At 48.5% G+C, this 18,199-nt stretch carries 22 protein-coding genes and 1 pseudogene; 1 reads left to right on the top strand and 22 read right to left on the bottom strand.

The annotated features are described in order from the left end of the window. Positions 1-1,035 (bottom strand): N-acetyl-alpha-D-glucosaminyl L-malate synthase BshA (bshA, locus tag F8N00_RS07715; protein ID WP_421017990.1); only part of this gene is annotated, 1,035 nt, incomplete at its 3' end. A 170-nt stretch (positions 1,036-1,205) separates the two neighbouring features. Between bshA and F8N00_RS07710 the strand changes: the two genes are divergently transcribed. Next, positions 1,206-2,093, top strand: coding sequence for a YitT family protein (locus F8N00_RS07710; protein WP_023468627.1), 888 nt, complete (start codon positions 1,206-1,208; stop codon positions 2,091-2,093). A 43-nt stretch (positions 2,094-2,136) separates the two neighbouring features. Here F8N00_RS07710 and F8N00_RS07705 read toward each other — a convergent pair whose 3' ends face one another. The 21 genes and pseudogenes from F8N00_RS07705 to engA form a co-directional block, all read right to left on the bottom strand. Beyond that, positions 2,137-2,817 (bottom strand): zinc metallopeptidase, encoded by a 681-nt coding sequence (locus tag F8N00_RS07705; protein ID WP_023468628.1) that lies wholly within the window; start codon positions 2,815-2,817, stop codon positions 2,137-2,139. Positions 2,818-2,863: 46 nt separating this feature from the next. Further along, positions 2,864-3,466 carry a DUF1405 domain-containing protein gene (locus F8N00_RS07700; RefSeq protein ID WP_023468629.1) on the bottom strand — a complete coding sequence of 201 codons (603 nt, stop codon included), beginning with the start codon at positions 3,464-3,466 and terminating at the stop codon, positions 2,864-2,866. Positions 3,467-3,520: 54 nt separating this feature from the next. Next, complete coding sequence (locus F8N00_RS07695; protein ID WP_023468630.1) at positions 3,521-4,312, bottom strand: menaquinol-cytochrome c reductase cytochrome b/c subunit; 792 nt, start codon at positions 4,310-4,312, stop codon at positions 3,521-3,523. Positions 4,313-4,352: 40 nt separating this feature from the next. Then, positions 4,353-5,024, bottom strand: coding sequence for a menaquinol-cytochrome c reductase cytochrome b subunit (gene qcrB / locus F8N00_RS07690; RefSeq protein ID WP_012370658.1), 672 nt, complete (start codon positions 5,022-5,024; stop codon positions 4,353-4,355). 3 nt (positions 5,025-5,027) lie between these two features. Beyond that, on the bottom strand, positions 5,028-5,534 hold the full coding sequence (locus tag F8N00_RS07685) for a ubiquinol-cytochrome c reductase iron-sulfur subunit (protein ID WP_023468631.1): 507 nt from the start codon (positions 5,532-5,534) through the stop codon (positions 5,028-5,030). Between the two features lie 104 nt (positions 5,535-5,638). Beyond that, on the bottom strand, positions 5,639-6,079 hold the full coding sequence (locus tag F8N00_RS07680; protein ID WP_023468632.1) for a DUF2487 family protein: 441 nt from the start codon (positions 6,077-6,079) through the stop codon (positions 5,639-5,641). Positions 6,080-6,260: 181 nt separating this feature from the next. Continuing rightward, on the bottom strand, positions 6,261-6,791 hold the full coding sequence (locus F8N00_RS07675; protein WP_421017989.1) for a ReoY family proteolytic degradation factor: 531 nt from the start codon (positions 6,789-6,791) through the stop codon (positions 6,261-6,263). Between the two features lie 28 nt (positions 6,792-6,819). After that, a complete protein-coding gene (locus F8N00_RS07670) occupies positions 6,820-8,106 on the bottom strand; it encodes a tetratricopeptide repeat protein (protein WP_241492587.1) in 1,287 nt (428 codons plus the stop codon). 11 nt (positions 8,107-8,117) lie between these two features. Next, on the bottom strand, positions 8,118-9,374 hold the full coding sequence (gene aroA / locus F8N00_RS07665; protein WP_035396822.1) for a 3-phosphoshikimate 1-carboxyvinyltransferase: 1,257 nt from the start codon (positions 9,372-9,374) through the stop codon (positions 8,118-8,120). Beyond that, on the bottom strand, positions 9,365-10,426 hold the full coding sequence (gene aroB / locus F8N00_RS07660) for a 3-dehydroquinate synthase (protein ID WP_023468636.1): 1,062 nt from the start codon (positions 10,424-10,426) through the stop codon (positions 9,365-9,367). The genes aroA and aroB overlap by 10 nt, the downstream gene beginning before the upstream one ends. After that, positions 10,423-11,577 carry a chorismate synthase gene (gene aroC, locus F8N00_RS07655; protein WP_035396818.1) on the bottom strand — a complete coding sequence of 385 codons (1,155 nt, stop codon included), beginning with the start codon at positions 11,575-11,577 and terminating at the stop codon, positions 10,423-10,425. Before aroC ends, aroB begins: the two co-directional genes overlap by 4 nt. A 19-nt stretch (positions 11,578-11,596) precedes the next feature. Further along, positions 11,597-12,373 (bottom strand): CheR family methyltransferase, encoded by a 777-nt coding sequence (locus F8N00_RS07650; RefSeq protein WP_023468638.1) that lies wholly within the window; start codon positions 12,371-12,373, stop codon positions 11,597-11,599. A gap of 192 nt (positions 12,374-12,565) precedes the next feature. After that, positions 12,566-12,982 carry a nucleoside-diphosphate kinase gene (ndk, locus tag F8N00_RS07645; RefSeq protein ID WP_023468639.1) on the bottom strand — a complete coding sequence of 139 codons (417 nt, stop codon included), beginning with the start codon at positions 12,980-12,982 and terminating at the stop codon, positions 12,566-12,568. Positions 12,983-13,075: 93 nt separating this feature from the next. Continuing rightward, on the bottom strand, positions 13,076-14,038 hold the full coding sequence (locus tag F8N00_RS07640; protein WP_023468640.1) for a polyprenyl synthetase family protein: 963 nt from the start codon (positions 14,036-14,038) through the stop codon (positions 13,076-13,078). 1 nt (position 14,039) lies between these two features. Continuing rightward, positions 14,040-14,747 carry a demethylmenaquinone methyltransferase gene (locus tag F8N00_RS07635; protein ID WP_023468641.1) on the bottom strand — a complete coding sequence of 236 codons (708 nt, stop codon included), beginning with the start codon at positions 14,745-14,747 and terminating at the stop codon, positions 14,040-14,042. 22 nt (positions 14,748-14,769) lie between these two features. Then, positions 14,770-15,348, bottom strand: a complete 579-nt coding sequence (locus tag F8N00_RS07630) for a heptaprenyl diphosphate synthase component 1 (RefSeq protein WP_023468642.1) — start codon at positions 15,346-15,348, stop codon at positions 14,770-14,772. Between the two features lie 140 nt (positions 15,349-15,488). Beyond that, entirely contained in the window at positions 15,489-15,761 is a 273-nt protein-coding gene (locus F8N00_RS07625) for an HU family DNA-binding protein (RefSeq protein ID WP_012370671.1), read from the bottom strand. A gap of 85 nt (positions 15,762-15,846) precedes the next feature. Further along, positions 15,847-16,581, bottom strand: a complete 735-nt coding sequence (locus F8N00_RS07620) for a hypothetical protein (protein WP_035396816.1) — start codon at positions 16,579-16,581, stop codon at positions 15,847-15,849. Then, positions 16,578-16,754: a DUF2768 domain-containing protein gene (locus F8N00_RS07615; RefSeq protein WP_023468644.1), complete on the bottom strand. Its 177-nt coding sequence runs from the start codon at positions 16,752-16,754 to the stop codon at positions 16,578-16,580. The genes F8N00_RS07620 and F8N00_RS07615 overlap by 4 nt, the downstream gene beginning before the upstream one ends. A 39-nt stretch (positions 16,755-16,793) precedes the next feature. Further along, complete coding sequence (locus tag F8N00_RS07610) at positions 16,794-17,819, bottom strand: NAD(P)H-dependent glycerol-3-phosphate dehydrogenase (RefSeq protein WP_023468645.1); 1,026 nt, start codon at positions 17,817-17,819, stop codon at positions 16,794-16,796. 14 nt (positions 17,820-17,833) lie between these two features. After that, a pseudogene (gene engA, locus F8N00_RS07605) lies at positions 17,834-18,199 on the bottom strand (ribosome-associated GTPase EngA); the annotation flags it as partial.

Below are 18,199 nucleotides of genomic sequence, written 5' to 3'. Positions count from 1 at the left end.
CATCCGTTCCCGTAACATCGGATCATCCGCGAGTTCACCGATTCGTGCCGCAGCCATTTTGACATCGTAGGTCGGAACGATATATCCGGTTACGCCGTCTTGTATGACTTCCGGTAAGCCACCTGCTGTCGAGACGACACTCGGGACGCCAATTGCCATCGCCTCAAGAACGACGAGCCCGAACGCTTCTTTTTCAGACAACAGGACATGAATATCACTAATGGCGAGCAATTGCGCGACGTGTTCCTGTTTACCGGCAAAGATCACTTTGTCATAAATGCCGAGTTCCTTTGCGCGACGTCTCGTTTGTCCCATCTCTGGACCATCCCCGACGAGCAACAGACGCATCTTCCGGTCTTTCGCTGCAATGGCGAACGCCGCAAGCGTATCATCGATTCGTTTGACCGGTCGGAAGTTCGAGATGTGAATGACGACGACTTCGTCCGCTTCGATGCCGTAATGCCGCTTCAAGCGTTCATCCCGCATCGGATAATAGACACTCTCATCAATCGAGTTCGCAATGACATCGATGTCGTAGTGTGCGTTGAGCGTCGCATTCGTCTCAATCGCTAGACTCTCGGAGACGGCCGTGACCGCGTCTGATCGTTCGATGCCGTACCGGATTGCCGGTTGCATCTCTAAATCTTGCCCGATGACGGTGATGTCCGTTCCGTGTAACGTCGTCACGACGGCGACACCTTTTTTCTTTGCCATGTTTCGTCCGAGATCTGCACAGACCGCGTGCGGAACAGCGTAATGGGCATGGATGACATCGAGATCGAATAAATCAATGATTTCTGCGACTTTTGACGCTAACGTAATGTCGTATGGTGGATATTTAAAAACGGAATACTGGTTGACTTCAACCAAGTGGACCGTGATGTTTGGCCGATATTCCGTCAGGCGAAACGGCATGCTCGATGTAATGAAGTGGACATCATGTCCACGATCCGCTAATTTCATACCAAGCTCCGTCGCGACGACCCCACTCCCACCGACGGATGGATAACAAAGAATCCCAATTGCTTTTTTCATGATAAAACCACACTCTCTTTATGACTTCTATTCGTCTCTATTCTAAGCAATATCAATCGGAATGACCATACTGATCACTTTTCGACTGATTTTTATAGGAAAAGCTAGTCTTTTTCCGACCGTGCCGTTACCCTAGAGAAAGAGTCTTGATTTGAAAGGAGCATACGGAAATGGCACCTCCATTCCAATTTCCGATTCGGATCCAGAACATTTTCTGGATTTTGATCGGATCATTCATCTTTGCTTTTGGTATTTATCATTTTAACGTTCAAAATGAGTTAGCAGAAGGCGGTTTTACTGGGATTACCTTGATCTTAAAAGGACTGTTCGGATGGTCTCCATCGATCACGAACTTAGTGTTGAATGTCCCACTTTTTTTCGTCAGTTATAAGATTCTTGGTCGGACGACCTTCGTCTACACGTTGATCGGTACATTCAGTTTTTCCTTCTGGTATGGATTGATTGCCAAGTATTCACCTCTCGTCATCGACCTGCGCGACGATATGGTGCTTGCTGCGCTCTTTGCCGGTGTCTTCATCGGCGTTGGTCTTGGCATCATCTTCAACAACGGTGGTACGACAGGTGGCGTCGATATCATCGCGCGTTTGACGAAGCGCTACTTCGGTTGGTCGATCGGTCGAACGTTCTTAGTCTTTGATTTCTTCGTCATCGTCGCATCCTTGACGTATCTCGATTATAAGCAGGCAATGTATACGTTACTTGCCGTCTACGTCGGCGCCCGCGTCATCGATTGGATGCAAGAGGGCACGTATGCCGGTAAAGCAGCGATGATCATCAGTGATCACCGGACAGAAATTGCCGACGGTATTCATGCGACGATGAACCGTGGCACGACCCGTCTAATCGCAAAAGGCGGTTACTCCGGACGGGATCTCGAAGTATTGTACGTCGTCGTCGCTCGCAATGAAATCAATCGCTTGAAGACGCTCGTTAAAAGTGTCGACCAGCACGCCTTCATCACGTTGCATGATGTCTATGAAGTAACAGGAGAAGGATTCACGTTCGATGAAAATCGAGTCCCAATCAAAGAAACGTAAAAAAAACACGGATCGCTCAAACGAGCAATCCGTGTTTTTCGTTTTAGTCATCACTTGACGGGTTGAAGACGAGCAGTGCGAGACGAAGGAACTCGGCGACAGCAACGAGTGTTGCTGCGACGTACGTCCAAGCCGCTGCGTTTAAGACACGACGTGAACCACGTTCTTCTTCGGCATCAATGATTCCGTGTTCCGTCAACTGCGCCATCGCTCGATTCGAGGCGTCAAACTCGACCGGTAACGTGACGAGTTGGAAGATAACGGCACCGAGCATCAAGACGACACCAAGCATCGCAAGACCACTGAAACCGGCAAATAGACCAATCAACAACAGTGGGAACGATAAGTTCGATGTGATTGACGCGACAGGTGCGATCCGGTGACGGACACGCATCATATTGTAATCCGTCGCATCTTGAATGACGTGGCCGATTTCGTGTGCTGCGATCGAAACGGCTGAGACCGTCGAACCGTAATAGACGTCTTCCGACAAACGAACGACTTTGTTCGTTGGGTCATAATGGTCGGACATCGTTCCACCGATTGGCTCGAGACGGACGTTCGTGATCCCGTTCTGCTTCATGATGAAGTCTGCGACCTGCGCTCCCGTCACCCCACTCTGAATCGGAACATCTTGATATTTTTTATAGGTGCTCCGCACCCGCATCTGAGCCCAGATCGGGACGATGATGATGATCGCGAGATAGATCAAATAGTTTGCCACGAGACATCGTTCCTTTCTTTTTTTTGATTATAGGTCTATTTTATGTTCAAGTGATCTTATTGTCAATTGAATCGCGCGCAACAAGCAGATATCCCATCAAAAGACATAATCCGGTCAACCAGAAGGAGCCATAGCCGATCCACTGGATATGCTCCGCAAGCGCTGGGTAACGCGGCCACTGACCGAGGACGTAATCCACGACATCGTTATGAATGACCCAGATGGCGACGAGGACGAGTTCCTTGACGCGAAACGTCATCAGCGGACTGTATAACAACGCCTGGAACGCCATCGCTCCGTGCGATACCATCAACATCAGTGCCATTGCTGTTAAGAACGAATCCCCCGTTCCAAGTTGATTTAACATCAAGGCGTTCATGACGACTGCCCAGACCCCATATTTGATCAATGTCACGAACGCGAGCGCTTCAAACAGTCGGGAACGTCGTCCGAAAATCCAAAGAAAGACGATAATCGTAAAGAAGAGGGATGCTGTCGGGCTATCTGGAATGAACGGATAGTAATACCACTTCGATGTCGCAAGTTGTGGTTCATACCAGTAGTAACCGTATAAAGTACCTGCTAAGTTGATCAATCCGACAATCCAGAGTACGGCTTTATGTCGGAGTAATGTCAAAATACCTTGCAATCGTTTCACCTCATCATCGACAAAAGCCGGAGGATTGCTCCCCCGGCTTTTGGCTTATTTATTGTTTTCGCCGCCTTCACCGTATGAAGCGATGAATTTCGCGAGTTCTTTACGATCCGCGTCTGATCCTTTGTACTGACCAGCAGGCATCGAACCGACACCTTTATCTGCGATTTCATAAATCTCTTCTTCTGTCTTCTTCGTACCAACGAGTGCCGGAGCTGCTGCTCCACCCTCGAGGTTCTTACCATGACAGTTGACACATGACTGGTTCGAATAAATTTCGTATCCTTTTGCCGATGTATCAATTTTTGGTCCTTCGTTCATCGTCAACTCACCTTGTTTATGGATTGTATCCCAGTGAGTCGTTTGAACAGATTCCCATGTCAAGAAGACGATTGAGACGACTGCGAGAAGCATCATGCTGACTGCGATCGGACGTTTCGCAGGACGACGTTCAAGACCTTGGTCGAGCCATGGCGCGACGAGAAGTGCTGTGAACGCAAGACCTGGGAGGATGACCGTTCCCATCAAGATGTACGGACCTGCAGCGAATTGGTATTTCAAGAGCTGATAGAGGAATAGGAAGTACCAGTCCGGAAGCGGAATGTACGACGTATTCGTCGGATCGGCAATGTTTTGAAGTGGTGCTGCTTCTACGATTGTCAATGTCATGAAGCCGATCAAGAAGACCGCTCCAACCATCCATTCGCGAAGTAAGAAGTTTGGCCAGAACGCTTCCGTTCGACCTGGATATTCCGAATAATCTTTCGACTTGTTCGGCATCCGGTTGTTGATCGACACCCGTGAATCGGTGACGAATTTCATTCCTTTACCACGATGCATCGTGTTCTCCCCCTTTTTTGTTGTCTAGATGATAGTCGGTTTAAAGTGGTCCAGAGATCCCTTGTTTACGGATCATCATGAAGTGGGCCCCGAGCAAGACGAACAATGCTGCAGGAAGGAAGAAGACGTGAATCGCAAAGAATCGAGCGATTGTACTTGCGCCGACGATTTCTCCACCCGCAAGGAGGGTCTTCGCGATACCACCGATGACCGGAATACTTTCAGCAATCTGAATCGTAACTTTTGTCGCGAACAATGCTTTCATGTCCCAAGGCAATAGGTATCCTGTCAGACCGAGAGCTAAGACGACGAAGAACAAGAGAACTCCGACGACCCAGTTCAATTCACGTGGTTTTTTGTATGAACCAGTGAAGAAGACACGTAATGTATGTAGGAACAACATTACGATAACGACCGACGCACCCCAGTGGTGCATACCACGAACGATTTGTCCGTGTGCGACTTCATTTTGAAGATAGTAGACGGACGCGTGTGCGTTGATGATGTCCGGTACATAATACATCGTCAAGAACATCCCCGAAAGAATCTGGATGACGATCGTAAAGAACGTCAATCCGCCAAAACAATAAACGAAAGCTGAAAAGTTATGTGCCGGGTTGACGTGCTCCGGTACTTCATGGTCGGCGATATCTCGCCAGAGCGGCGTAATGTCAACGCGCTCATCAATCCAATCATAGATTTTTTGCATCATCGCTTACGCACCTCTTTCGACTGGTTTACCAAGGTAGAGGAAACCATCTTTCTGCTGCATTTCATAACCATCGAGTGGTTTCGTCGGAGGCGTTCCTGGAACGTTGACGCCATCTTTCGTGTACCGACCGAAGTGACATGGGCAATAGAATTGCTCCGGGTGCGTCGGATCTGAACCGAAGCTGACTTGGCAACCTAAGTGTTTACAAATTGGTGAGAGGGCTAAAATTTCTCCCTTATCATCTTTGAACACCCAAGCTGACAACGTTTCTTCGAACTCATACCATGCATCTTGCGTTTGTTTCTTGAAGTCGACCCGTTTTGGTTCTGTCGTGATATCCGACAACTTCATTACTTTTACTTTATCGCCTGCTCCTGATTTCTTCAGGACTGGATCAACTGCGAAGTTGACCATCGGCATGACCATCGTCGCCGCCATGAAACCGCCGACGCCTGTCAATGTATACGTCAAGAACTGACGACGTGTTACGTTAGACCCGTTTTGAGCCATCTCGATCCCCCCTTGTGATGTACGCTGTGCCCCAAGACGACAGTACTTCACACAAATTTCTCACATGGTAATAGTATCTTAATAAAATCATTGCGTCAACCGCTTCATAGCGCGGTCCAACGGTTTCCTAACTGTTCGAGAACTTGTCCTACGAAATTCCCGACCATCTGACCTTGTTGGTCACGACTCATCGTCTCAAGAGCTAGACGTGGCACGTAGATAATCTCTTCGGCGGCAGTCTCCTTCCACCTTAAATCAGCAGTGATGAAGGTGATGAAACGGAATTGCCCGGAAGCAGCCGCTTGACGCCATCCTTCCAACTGTTCGATCGACGGTGCATCGATATAGGTCAGAGCAGGAACGAGCAACGCCCGTCCGGATAGCTGGCGTTCGACTTCGGACGCCACCGTCAATGTCATGTCTGCGCATTCCGCGTAAGCATGCATCGCCTCATCGAAACCGACCGGAAGCAAAGGCACGATCAGCGTATCGATGTACGCTTGCTCGCTTCGTGTCCGCTGTACGTCGGATGGTTTGAAACGCAAGTCATTTCCCCCTTTCTTCGTACTTACAATTCGTCACATTTAATGTATCATATCCGCATTTCCTCCTACTCTCTTAATGTGAACGTTTTATGAAATTCCACTCTATTTTTCTTCATATTTTGCACAAATCTTCACATACGAAAGGACCCTACCGCCTGCACTGGGCAATAGAGTCCTTCTGTTAAGGAAGTTGACTTCGAACGAGCCGTAACTGTTCGGAAAGAGAGTGGAATCGATGTTGATCGCGTGCATCCAGCGCTTCATCAATCAAACGGACTAAACGTTCTTCTTCCTGCCGATTGACCGTGACCGCGATGAAATGTGTCGCTTCATCCGCTAAGCGCGGTTCAACAGCAACTTCTGGGCGAAACGGATTTTCCTCGAGTAAAGATAAATACTCGTCATCCATCATCATACCTTGGAAGTTCAACTCGATATAGATATCTTCCGATGTCAGGCGAATATCATGATACGCTTTTTCTGGATCTAGCGTCGTGACATTCCCTTTTTTGAAGAGAAATGGTTCCGCATCGAATCCGTATGTCGTCATGATGATTGCCTTCGGAGCGAAGGTCGCATTTTGAACGAAGTGTACCTGCTCAAGTTTTGTCTCATTGCGCAACCAATAATCGATGATCCATTTCGCTTCCCGTCGCTTTAACGTGTAATAGGTCAAGATGCGGCGTAAGAATCGCTGCTTTCTCTCTATCATCTCAATCCTACTCCCTTCTCCCGTGAAGTCATCCATCCATTCGTTCAACATAGTCGACAAGTTCGTTATCTTCTGGTGTCAACATAGCAGCGCGACGGAGAAGACGTTGTCCCTCTTCACGCCGTCCTTCCTCGACGAGTGCGAATCCATACTCTTTCAAGAAGAGCGCATCTTCGGTGAATGCACCTTCGACTATCGCATAATTCTCCATCGCTTGCGTGTATTCCTCTAAGGCATACAAAGCGCGTGCCCGGTACCATGTCAGAATCGGAGCAGTGACGTGTTCTTCGATGGCAGAGATCGTCTCGATCATCGCTTCGTGGTCCTCGTCTTCAGCAAGTAACGAAAGCAAACGTTCCGCTGCGACGATTGATTCCGGATTCAAGGCAAGTGCTTCACGCAACGCTTGGACGCTTCCAGCGCGATCGCCGAGTTTTAGAAGGAACAAGGCTTCCATCGTCCGCAACTCATCATTGTAATCGTCGCGCTCCATTCCCTGTTTGATGACGTTCAGCGCTTCTTTTGTCAAACCAAGTTCGGCTTGGCTTTCCGCGTATGGTACGTACGCCGACGTATAGTCCGGATCCTGTGCAATCAATTGCTGGAATGTCTCGACCGCTTTTTGGTGTTGACCGACACGGTGAGCCGTCATCGCAAGACCAAACAGTGTATGCAAGTCGGAGCGTTCTGCGACAGCACGTTCGTACAGTGGAATCGCATCTTCAAATTGTCCTGTCATCGCGAGTGATTCCGCGTAAAGGGCATCAAGCGGCAATTCAGCACGTAACTCTGGTCGCTCCGCGATTTCGGCGAATAACGGTACCGCCTGATCAAACGCACCGAGCGTCATGTAGAGCTCAGCCAAACCGTATGCCAGTAACGGTTCGTCCGGTGCAAGGTTACGCGCTTCCTTCAGTTTCGCTAACGCTACTTCGTCAAGACCTTGCGACTGATAGAGGTCAGCGAGTAATACGAGAGAACGTGGACCATATTCCGAGTCTGTTGTGTCGACCTGCTCGAGGACGGAGATTGCTTCTTCTTCGCGATCCAAATCGATATAACACTCTGCTAGTAACAAGGCGACTCCCGCATTACCCGCATATTCGACGTAAAGTGGCGCCAAGAGATCGACCGCCCGGTCAGACAATCCGAGTTCGATATAGAGATCGGCAACGGCGAGGCGGTCCTCATCCGTTCCTGTCTTTTCGAGTTTTTCTAATGCTGCTAACGCTTCTGAGGTGTGACCGTGTTCCAATTCTTCGATGATGCCATTCAATAGTTGTTCATTCAAGGCAAACGCCCCACTTTCTGTCATCCGCCTCTTGCTTACTCAGATTGGTCGGATTGAAGTTTCTTTAAATCATCATAGAACGTTGGGTAGCTGACTTCAACTACTTCGCGTCCATGAACCATAATTTCTGGATTGATCGTCGCCGCAATCGTCAACATCATCGCAAGCCGGTGATCACCTGCACTGTCGACTTCCGCTGCTTGCAGAGGTGTCGGTCCTTCGATGATCATGCCGTCATCCGTTGCCTCGATATTCGCTCCAAGACGCTGTAATGCCGTCACGACGGTCTCGATCCGATCCGTTTCCTTGACACGAAGCTCTTGTGCATCGCGAATGATTGTTCGTCCTTCCGCTTGCGTCGCAAGCAAAGCGAGTAACGGAATCTCATCAATCAAGGATGGAATCTGATCACCTTCGACCGTGATTGCTTGTAACGATGTCGTCTCGACGGTCACATCTGCCGTCTCCTCTCCACCGTCTTCTGAGCGATGATTGATTTCGACACTTGCACCCATCTGGCGTAACGTCTGTAAAAAACCAATCCGTGTCGGATTCATCAAGACGTGGGTCGTCGTGATGCGACTATCCTGCCCGATCGCTGCCGCCGTCCACCAAAACGCTGCTGACGATGGATCCCCTGGAATGTCGAGTGACGTTGCTTGTAAGCGTACAGGACCTTGAACACGAATGTGCCGACCATCCTCATGTTCAACGATTGCTACGTCAACGCCGAACTGCGGCAACATCCGTTCCGTATGGTCGCGTGACAGGATCGGCTCGATGACCGTCGTCTCACCCGTCGCATGCAGACCTGCGAGCAACACGGCGCTTTTCACTTGTGCACTTGCGACTGGTAATGTATACGTCGTTCCGACAAGCGGCGTTCCTGTAATGTGAAGCGGCGCCGTCTCACCTGTGATGTTCGCTCCGAACAACGCAAGCGGTTCCGTGATCCGTTTCATCGGACGTCTACGTAAGGAAGCGTCGCCATCGAGCGCGTACGTCGCTTGACCGCCTGCTAGGATACCGCTCAAGAGACGAATCGTTGTCCCCGAGTTTCCGCAATCAATTGTCGCTTCTTGGAACGTATCCGTTCCGGTAATCCGAATTTCCTCTGGTGTTCGATCGATTTGTGCACCAAGCGCCTGCATCGCTTCTAGTGAAGCAAGACAATCGGCCCCTTCAAGTGCGTTTCTGACACGTGTCGTTCCCTCGGCGATTCCACCGAACAGGAAAGCGCGGTGCGTCATTGATTTATCGCCTGGTACTTGTACTGTTCCTCTTAAGCCCATTCTAGACACCTCACTGTTTGATTGAATGCTTGGCGCAATCGTTCTTCGCTAATCGCTTCTAAAATGAAGCGCCCTTCTTTTTCAAGGACGAATCGAATCATTGCTTGGTGGTTCTTCTTGTCGCGACGCATCAGTTCAAGATAGGTCTTAAACGATTGTCGATTCGGTAATTCCGTTCCAAGACGGTGGAGCAATTGCCCGAGCTGCTTCGCCTGTCCGTCATTTCCTTCCAAGAACTTGACGAAGACAAGTCCGATCCCTACTGCCTCGCCATGCGCAAGACCAGGACTCGCATATTCAACGGCATGACCGAATGTATGTCCATAATTCAAGAACGCACGCATCCCTTGCTCCGTCTCATCTTGTTCGACGATATCCCGTTTCACATTGATCCCCCGTGCGAGCCAGTCTTCTAAGTCGAGTCCTTTGACAGCATCCAGCGAAATATCGAGTAACGAATCCGCAAATGATGGTCGCGCAAGGAACCCATGCTTGACTAACTCAAAGAAGCCACTTCGCCATTCCCGGTCTGGTAATGTCTGAAGGAGCGTTAAATCATATACGACACCACTTGGCTGATAAAATGCACCGACTAAGTTTTTACCGAGAGAGAGGTTGAGACCAACCTTTCCACCAACACTTGAATCATGCGCTAACAGTGTCGTCGGAATTTGAAGGAACGGGATGCCGCGCAAAAAGGTTGCCGCGACGAATCCCGCTAAATCACCAATCATTCCACCACCGAACGCAAGGATCAGGCTATGACGTGTCATCCCGTACCGAACCCCTTCTTCGAGTAGAGCGCCATAGACGGCAAGCGACTTACTGTTCTCCCCTGGCGCAACAGTGCTGATATGAACATCGATCGACGGCGATACATCCGCTAATGCAGCCTGCAATCGATCCATCTGCAAGTGATGTACTGTTTCATCCGTGATGACCCAAATGCGGTCCGCCTCATTCAGCGCGGAAAGATGCGATAACCGGGCTAATGCCCCATTTCCGATAAGTACTGGATATGACGTGTTCAACCGGATATCAAATTCGATCAAAACGTCCGGACCTCCTCTTTGTAAGCAGCGACGGCAGCCTGAAGGCGATCGAGTGTCGATGTCCCGAACATTTCAAGGATAGCGACCGCAATCTCAAACGCGACGACGGCTTCTAGAACAACCGATGCGGCCGGAACGGCACAGGCATCACTTCGTTCGATTTGTGCCGTGAATGCTTCCTTCGTCTCGATATCGACTGATTGTAGTGGACGATAGAGCGTCGGAATCGGCTTCATCGCAATTTGGACGCGAATCGGCATGCCTGTCGACATTCCACCTTCGATTCCGCCTAGATGGTTCGTCCGCCGATGATAGCCGGATGCATCATGAACGATTTCATCTTGGACGGTACTCCCCTTGCGACGACCGAGTTCATATCCGTCACCAAAACCGACTGATTTCATCGCATTGACGCTGATGACAGCTTGCGCAATTCGACTGTCGAGCTTTAAATCGTTTTGAGTGAAGGATCCGACGCCTGGCATCATGCCCGTCACGACGACTTCGATTTCACCGCCGAGTGTATCCCCTTCTTTTTTGGCCGCATCAATTTCCTCCATCATCCGTTGCCCTGCTTGTTCGTCAGCACAGCGAACGGGTGAAGCGTCAATCGTTTCCTGATGTTCGACGGGATCTTTCCACGGTGCATCGATGCCACCAATCGACCGTACGTGCGAGAACACTTCAATCCCGAGTTCATTCAGTAATTGTTTAGCGAAGGCGCCGACGGCAACACGTGCTGCCGTCTCACGAGCGGAAGAACGTTCTAGTACATCGCGTAAATCGCGATGACCGTACTTCAATCCACCAACGAGATCCGCATGTCCGGGGCGTGGACGCGTCAACGTCCGCGGGCGCTCCAACTGTTCTTCGAGCGGTTCCGCTTGCATGACTTGTGTCCAGTGCGTATGATCCTTATTCTCGATGAACAAACTGATCGGTGATCCTGTCGTGTATCCATGACGGATCCCGCCACGCGCATCGATTTGATCCTGTTCGATTTGCATGCGTCGTCCGCGTCCGTATCCGCCTTGGCGACGTGTCATTTCACGCTGGATGGCTTCGAAATCAATCGTGAGTCCTGCTGGCATCCCATCGATGATGACGGTCAACCCTTTTCCATGTGATTCTCCTGCTGTCATGTAACGCATTCGCTTCATCCCTTCCTGATCAACCGATTTTTTCGTAAAAGAAGCTCTGTTTCATCTTTAACCCAAACCGTTCGGGTTGGAAAATTTGTTCCGTTCCACCAACGAATAAGATTCCGCCTGGCTTTAAGGCCTCGACGAACGAACGATAGACGTGCGCTTTCGCTTCTTCTGTAAAATAAATCAGCACGTTGCGGCAGATGATTAAATCAAACCCCGTATCGTACCGGTCTCCTAACAGATTATGTTTACTGAAACGAACGAGTCGTTTGATTTCCGGAACGACTTCGAAAGTTTGCTCTTGCTCAATGAAGTATTTCTTTTTACGCGCTTCGACGACTTCATTCAATGCAGAAGCTCCGTATCGACCAAGCTTGGCTTTTTCTAGGACGAGTTCATCCAAATCTGTTGCTTGAATCGTAAAGGCGGATGGATCGAGCCGTTCACTTAAAATCATCGCAAGGGAGTATGGTTCTTCTCCGGTCGAACAAGCTGCGCTCCACGTCCGGATTCGTCCATGTGCTCGCGACTCTAGGATCGGTAAGATATCTTGTTCCAATTGTTGCCAACGAATCGGATTACGGAAAAATTCACTGACATTGATCGTCATTCGATCTAAAAACTCGTCGTATAACGATGTGTCCTTATCCATTGCCTGCATATAAGAAGCAAATGTACTATATCCTTTTTTGTCACGTAACGCCGTCAATCGCCGTTTCATCTGTGCTTCTTTATACTGACCGAGATCAATCCCTGATTTGGTCTTGAATCGTTGAATAAAAAGTTCATAATCTTCCAATTGGCACACCTCGCTCACTCTCGATATCGAATGGTCATCTCCATGACCGGTTCAACTTATTTTCTATAGTAGCATAAAGCTATAGGCATTCCAAAAAGCAATTCGACAATTGGGTCATTCCGTTTTACAAGAACACGACAAAAGGGATTCGATCAAATCGAATCCCTTCCCCGTTGTCTTTCTATTCATGAATTACGCGTTGACTGGCTGTCCTTGAAACCAGAGGGCAAGCTCACGCTCCGCACTCTCGACACTATCTGAACCATGGATGACGTTCTCACTCATCGTGTTCGCGAAATCACCACGGATCGTTCCAGGTGCTGCTTCAAGTGGTTTTGTTTTCCCGATCATCAAACGCGAGACGGCAACGACGTCTGCACCCTCGACACGAAGTGCAACGACAGGACCTGATGTGAGGAAAGTGACCAACTCTCCAAAGAACGGTTTCTCCGCATGCTCTTCGTAATGTGCTTTTGCTAACTCTTCTGTGACGTTCATCATTTTCATTTCACGAATGATAAATCCTTTGCGTTCGATCCGTCCAATGATTTCCCCAATCAATCCACGTTCTACGCCATCCGGTTTGACCATCAAAAATGTCTGTTCCATCTCTAGTTCCCCCTATGAAATGCTTTTAGAAAAGCGCTTACATAGTCAGTTTACTGGCTTTTAAGAAGAACAGCAAGAAATTTTTGACAATCTTCAACCTTTTCGTTTTCCAACGTAGCGCGCGACTTCTTCAAGCGATCGCTTCGCAGAGGATTTAGGTAATGGTTCGAGACGTTTGATGGCACGATGGATGTAATGATCGACTGTTTGTTGCGTTCGTTCAAGAGCTCCCGAAGTTTGAAGAAACGACAATAAAGGTGCGACTTCTTCATGTGTTGGCATACTCTCGATTTTTGAAAGACGTTCATAAAAGACAGCATCTTCTGCACCATAAAAGACAGGTAATGTTTTGTGTCCATGACGCAAATCCTCTGCTACGGGCTTACCAAGTTCTGTGCGATTCGCTGTGAAATCAAGCAAATCGTCAGCAATTTGAAACGCAAGTCCGATATCTCGTCCAAACAACCGTAACGCTTTCGTATCGGCTGCAGAACAGTTCGCAACAATGGCACCTAGGTGACAACTCGCTTCGATGAGAATGGCTGTTTTTCGTTCGATCCGTTTGATGTAGCGTTTAATCGACTGTTCCCAATCATATTGGTCATAGATTTGTTCAATCTCACCTTCGCAAATTTCACGCATCGTATGGACCATCACTTGGACAAGTTCCGGCTTTCCGACTTCACCAATCAATCGAATCGCCTCTCCAAACAGATAGTTCCCAGAATACAGTGCGACTTCTTCATCAAAGTATTGCATGACAGTCGGTTTCCCTCGTCGTAGTTCCGCGTCATCAATGACATCGTCATGAACGAGTGATGCCATATGGACGAGCTCAAGACTGGCCGCCACACGAATCAGCTCATCCCGATCTGCCTCACCGAATTTAGACGCTAACAATACGAATGCCGGTCGAATCCGTTTTCCACCAGCCTTCAACAGTTGCTTTCCTGCCGCATCGATCGTTGGTTCCTCAGAAGCGATATGACTGATCAGAAAACGATCGACTAAATTAACTTCCTTCGTGACATCACGGTATATGGAATGCAGTGACATCTCACCACTTCTTCCCAAGGTGCATCGCAGCAGCCCCACCCGCGAATGCCTTGACTTCCACTTGCATGAAGCCTGCCTGTTCGAAGAGTTGTTTCAGTTCGACGCGGTCGAGGAACACTTCCGTCGATTCTTGTAGCCAGTTGTATTGATCGTATGATTTCGCAAGCAATCGCCCGACTTGTGGCATGATTTTTCCGAAATACAATGAATATGCCTCGCGGAAAATCGGTGCCGTCGGTTGACTCGTCTCGAGACAGACGACCGTTCCACCTGGTTTTAAGACACGATGCATCTCTTTGATGACTTGTAGATAATCCGGTACGTTTCGTAGACCAAACCCGATCGTCACATAATCGAACGAGTTATCACCGAACGGTAGATCCATCGCATTTCCGTGAATCAATTCGATGTTTTTCATATCGAGCGCTTCTACCTTCTCCACGCCGACTCTTAGCATGTTCTCTGAAAAATCAAGTCCTTTGATGACACCTGTCGGACCGGCTGCTTTCGCTAGTTGAATCGTCCAGTCCGCTGTTCCACAACAAAGATCGAGACATTTAGCACCCGGGAAGACTTGCATCCGGCGCATCGTCTCGCGTCTCCATAGTTTATGCAGTCGGAAGCTGATGACTGAATTCATTTGATCATAGTTCGTTGATATCGATTGAAACACTTCATATACTTTTTTTTCTTTATCTTTTGCCTGCACACCGCTCACCCTTTCCAAGATCTCATGCTACCGCCATCTGCTCGAGATGCGATAACAGTAATTTCTGTGCGACCAGATCCAATTGTTCTGCCTGTTGTTGAATGATCTGCCGCCCCTGTCGTGTCAGCCATTCTCGTTTCGTGATTGCTGCGAGTCCTTGCATTAATCCGAACTCTGCTGTTAACCATAAGAGAACTCGTTCTTCCGTCGATGCATAATTCATTTCGTGAAGGGCACACTTTGCCTCGTTGACCCGTTGAATCGTCCGTCCGAGTGAAACGAGAATCTCTTTTGGTAACCCAGCTAGCTGTTCGAAAAAGTAGCTCGAGAATAAATCTCCTGCTAATACAAGCAACTGTCGCTCCTTCGAACCGCGTAGGGTTTCATTGACACGCTCATGCAGACGTAGCGCTACTTGTGCGAAATGAATCGCTTTGACGAGTGCTTCCGTATCCAGCGTGTCATGTTGAGCGACATCAATCAACCAACTGATCTGTTCACGATCGATGGAAGGGAAATCCACATGTCGAGCCAATCGTGTCGTTTGTTTAGTGGTGAGTGCAGTGATGATTTCATCCACGCGCAGCTCATGTTGTTCCATGCTTTTACCCCCCGATCTCCAGTGCCATCTCGTTGATGGACGTTCTTCTTTTTTAATATACCATAATCGGCGGGCTTTCACGCTTCTGAATGTCCACAAAAAAGCCGCCCGAGAAAATCTCGGGCGACTATGTAGCCGGATTACTTCACAGCATCTTTCAATGCTTTACCTGGTTTGAAGGCAGGTACTTTACTTGCTGGAATCTCGATATCTTCTTTCGTACGTGGGTTGCGACCTTTACGGGCTGCACGCTCACGGACTTCGAAGTTACCAAATCCAATCAATTGGACTTTTTCTCCAGACTGAAGTGTCTCAGTGATCGATTCGAATGTTGATTCAACAACTTTCGTCACGTCTTTTTTTGTAAGACCTGATTTTTCGACGACTGCTTGAATGAGTTCAGTTTTGTTCATTACTTTCACCCCCTCCCAATCACTTCTTCGAGGGTAATCATACCCCATAAACGTTGCTATTACAACATTTTCGTGTAAATAACGTTCAATTTTCAGATTCTTCGCTCGATTTCTCTGAAAACACAGGTTCGCCTTTTTCGTTTATCGTGTAGCTTTGAGAATAGGCAGGAACAAAAGGTTGATCTTCATAGAGCAAATACCGAATATCTTGACCGACTTTCGGCTTTTTCTTCGCAGTTTGAACAGCTTTCTTCAACTCTGGTAAATAGTTGATGAAGAGGCGTCCTTGACCATCGACATAGATTGACAACTTTTCATCTGAATACGGACTTGGGACAGTCGGTTCTTTTTTGATGAATAGTTTTTTATAGTCAAGCGTAAACTGGTTTTTTCCGAACGATCCTTTAAACGGATACTTTTCGTTCTTCTTCCGATACGCATCAATCCGAACTTGGAGCTTCTGTAACTCTTCTGCAACAAGTAAATCCATCAACTTAACAGTTGGTTTCGTGTCGACATCAACTAACAGATAGATGAATGTTCCGCCACCTTCAAAACTGTTTGATGGTGGGTCACTCATATAACGCGGAATGAGCCGCCCTAATTCGATTTGATAACGCTCCATGAGCGGAGTGTCCGCTTCCATCGTCTTAATGGGCAAAACACCCGTGTCTTTTTGATACGCATCGACAGCATCCTGTACGGTACGTAACTGTTGCGGATACGGTACGCGGTTCGACGGTTTCTGACTGTCTGGAAATAGACAACCTGATAACAACGTCACCGGAATGAGCATGAGGATCACGAACCACTTCTTCATGCGCTTGGTCCCGCCATGACGATGAACACCATGATGATCGATGCGACGATGAAACAGACGAATGCCAAAGTCGATACGAGAATCTGCCATATCCCTTTCAATTTCGTCCGACTGACCGTGACCAGCAAGACACTGATCGCAAAGAGTCCGATGCCAGCGAACGAGATCCACATTTTTATTAATCCTGGACTCAAGGTTTCCACCCCACTCCGTTAATCTTTCGTCGTGAAGAGATGCTCGATTTCATTTTTTTGTGGTCGTTGCATCAACTTTTTGACTTCTTCTTCCGGCGTATGACCATCGAAAAGAACGTGGTATAACGCAGAAGTGATTGGCAGTTCGCACTGCTTCGTCTCCGCTAAATCATAGGCGGCTTGTGTCGCACGAACACCTTCGACGACCATTCCCATGTTTTCTAGCACCGTTTCTAACTTTTCACCGCGACCGATGGCATTCCCCGCACGCCAATTGCGACTATGGACCGATGTACAAGTAACGATCAAGTCACCCATTCCCGTCAATCCAGTAAACGTCATCGGTTTAGCTCCAAGCATCGTACCGAGACGCGCCATTTCGACCATTCCACGCGTTATCAAAGCAGCTTTCGCGTTGTCACCATAACCAAGACCATCCGTCATCCCGGCGGCAAGCGCGATGATGTTCTTCAAAGCACCACCGAGTTCTGCGCCAATGATATCCGCATTCAGATAGACACGGAAGTTTTCATTCGTGAACAGCTCTTGAACACGACCTGCTTCTTCTAAATCTTCTGAAGCAATCGTTACCGTCGTCGGTTTACGTAATGCGACCTCTTCAGCATGGGATGGACCCGTCAAGACACAAATCGCTTTACGCTTCGCTGGATCGACCTCTGCTTCGATTAATTCTGACAACCGAAGATGTGTCTTTGGCTCGATTCCTTTCGATGCATGGATCAAAACGACAGGTTCCGTCAGCAACTCATTTAGTTGACGAGAAACCGCTCGAATCGCGGAAGATGGTGTGACGATCAAGATATGCGTCGCCCCTTCGACCGCTTCTTTAAGATCCGTCGTTGCTTTTAATGCTTTTGGTAACGCAACACCTGGCAAGAACTGCGTATTTTCATGATGCTCATTGATACGGTCGACATTCATTTGCTCACGACCGTAAAGAATGACTTCTTGATCATTATCAGCTAAGACGAGCGAGAGGGCTGTTCCCCAGCTCCCTGCTCCGATGACTGCGATTTTGGTCATACTGACTCACCTCATTATTGTTTTTGACGGGCTAAAATCCGGATTGGTGTACCTGTGAAGTCAAATGCTTCCCGGATCCGGTTCTCAAGATATCGTTTATAAGAGAAGTGCAGCAATTCTGGATCATTAACGAACAAGACGAACGTTGGCGGACGTGACGCGACTTGAGTCGCATAGTTGATCCGAAGACGAACCCCTTTATCTGTCGGCGCCGGGTTCATCGCGACCGCGTCAACGATGACATCGTTCAAGACACTTGTCTGAATCCGTTGTGCATGACTGTGTGCTGCTTGTTGAATGACCGGTAACAACGTCTGCAAACGACGTTTTGTTTTTGCTGAGACGAAGACGATCGGTGCATAGTCAAGGAAACGGAATTC

The organism is Exiguobacterium sp. A1_3_1 (assembly GCF_048985645.1).
Classification (GTDB): Bacteria; Bacillota; Bacilli; order Exiguobacteriales; family Exiguobacteriaceae; genus Exiguobacterium_A; species Exiguobacterium_A indicum.
The sequence above is the reverse complement of the archived record's forward strand: the minus strand, read 5'-3'. Positions and strand labels throughout refer to the sequence as shown.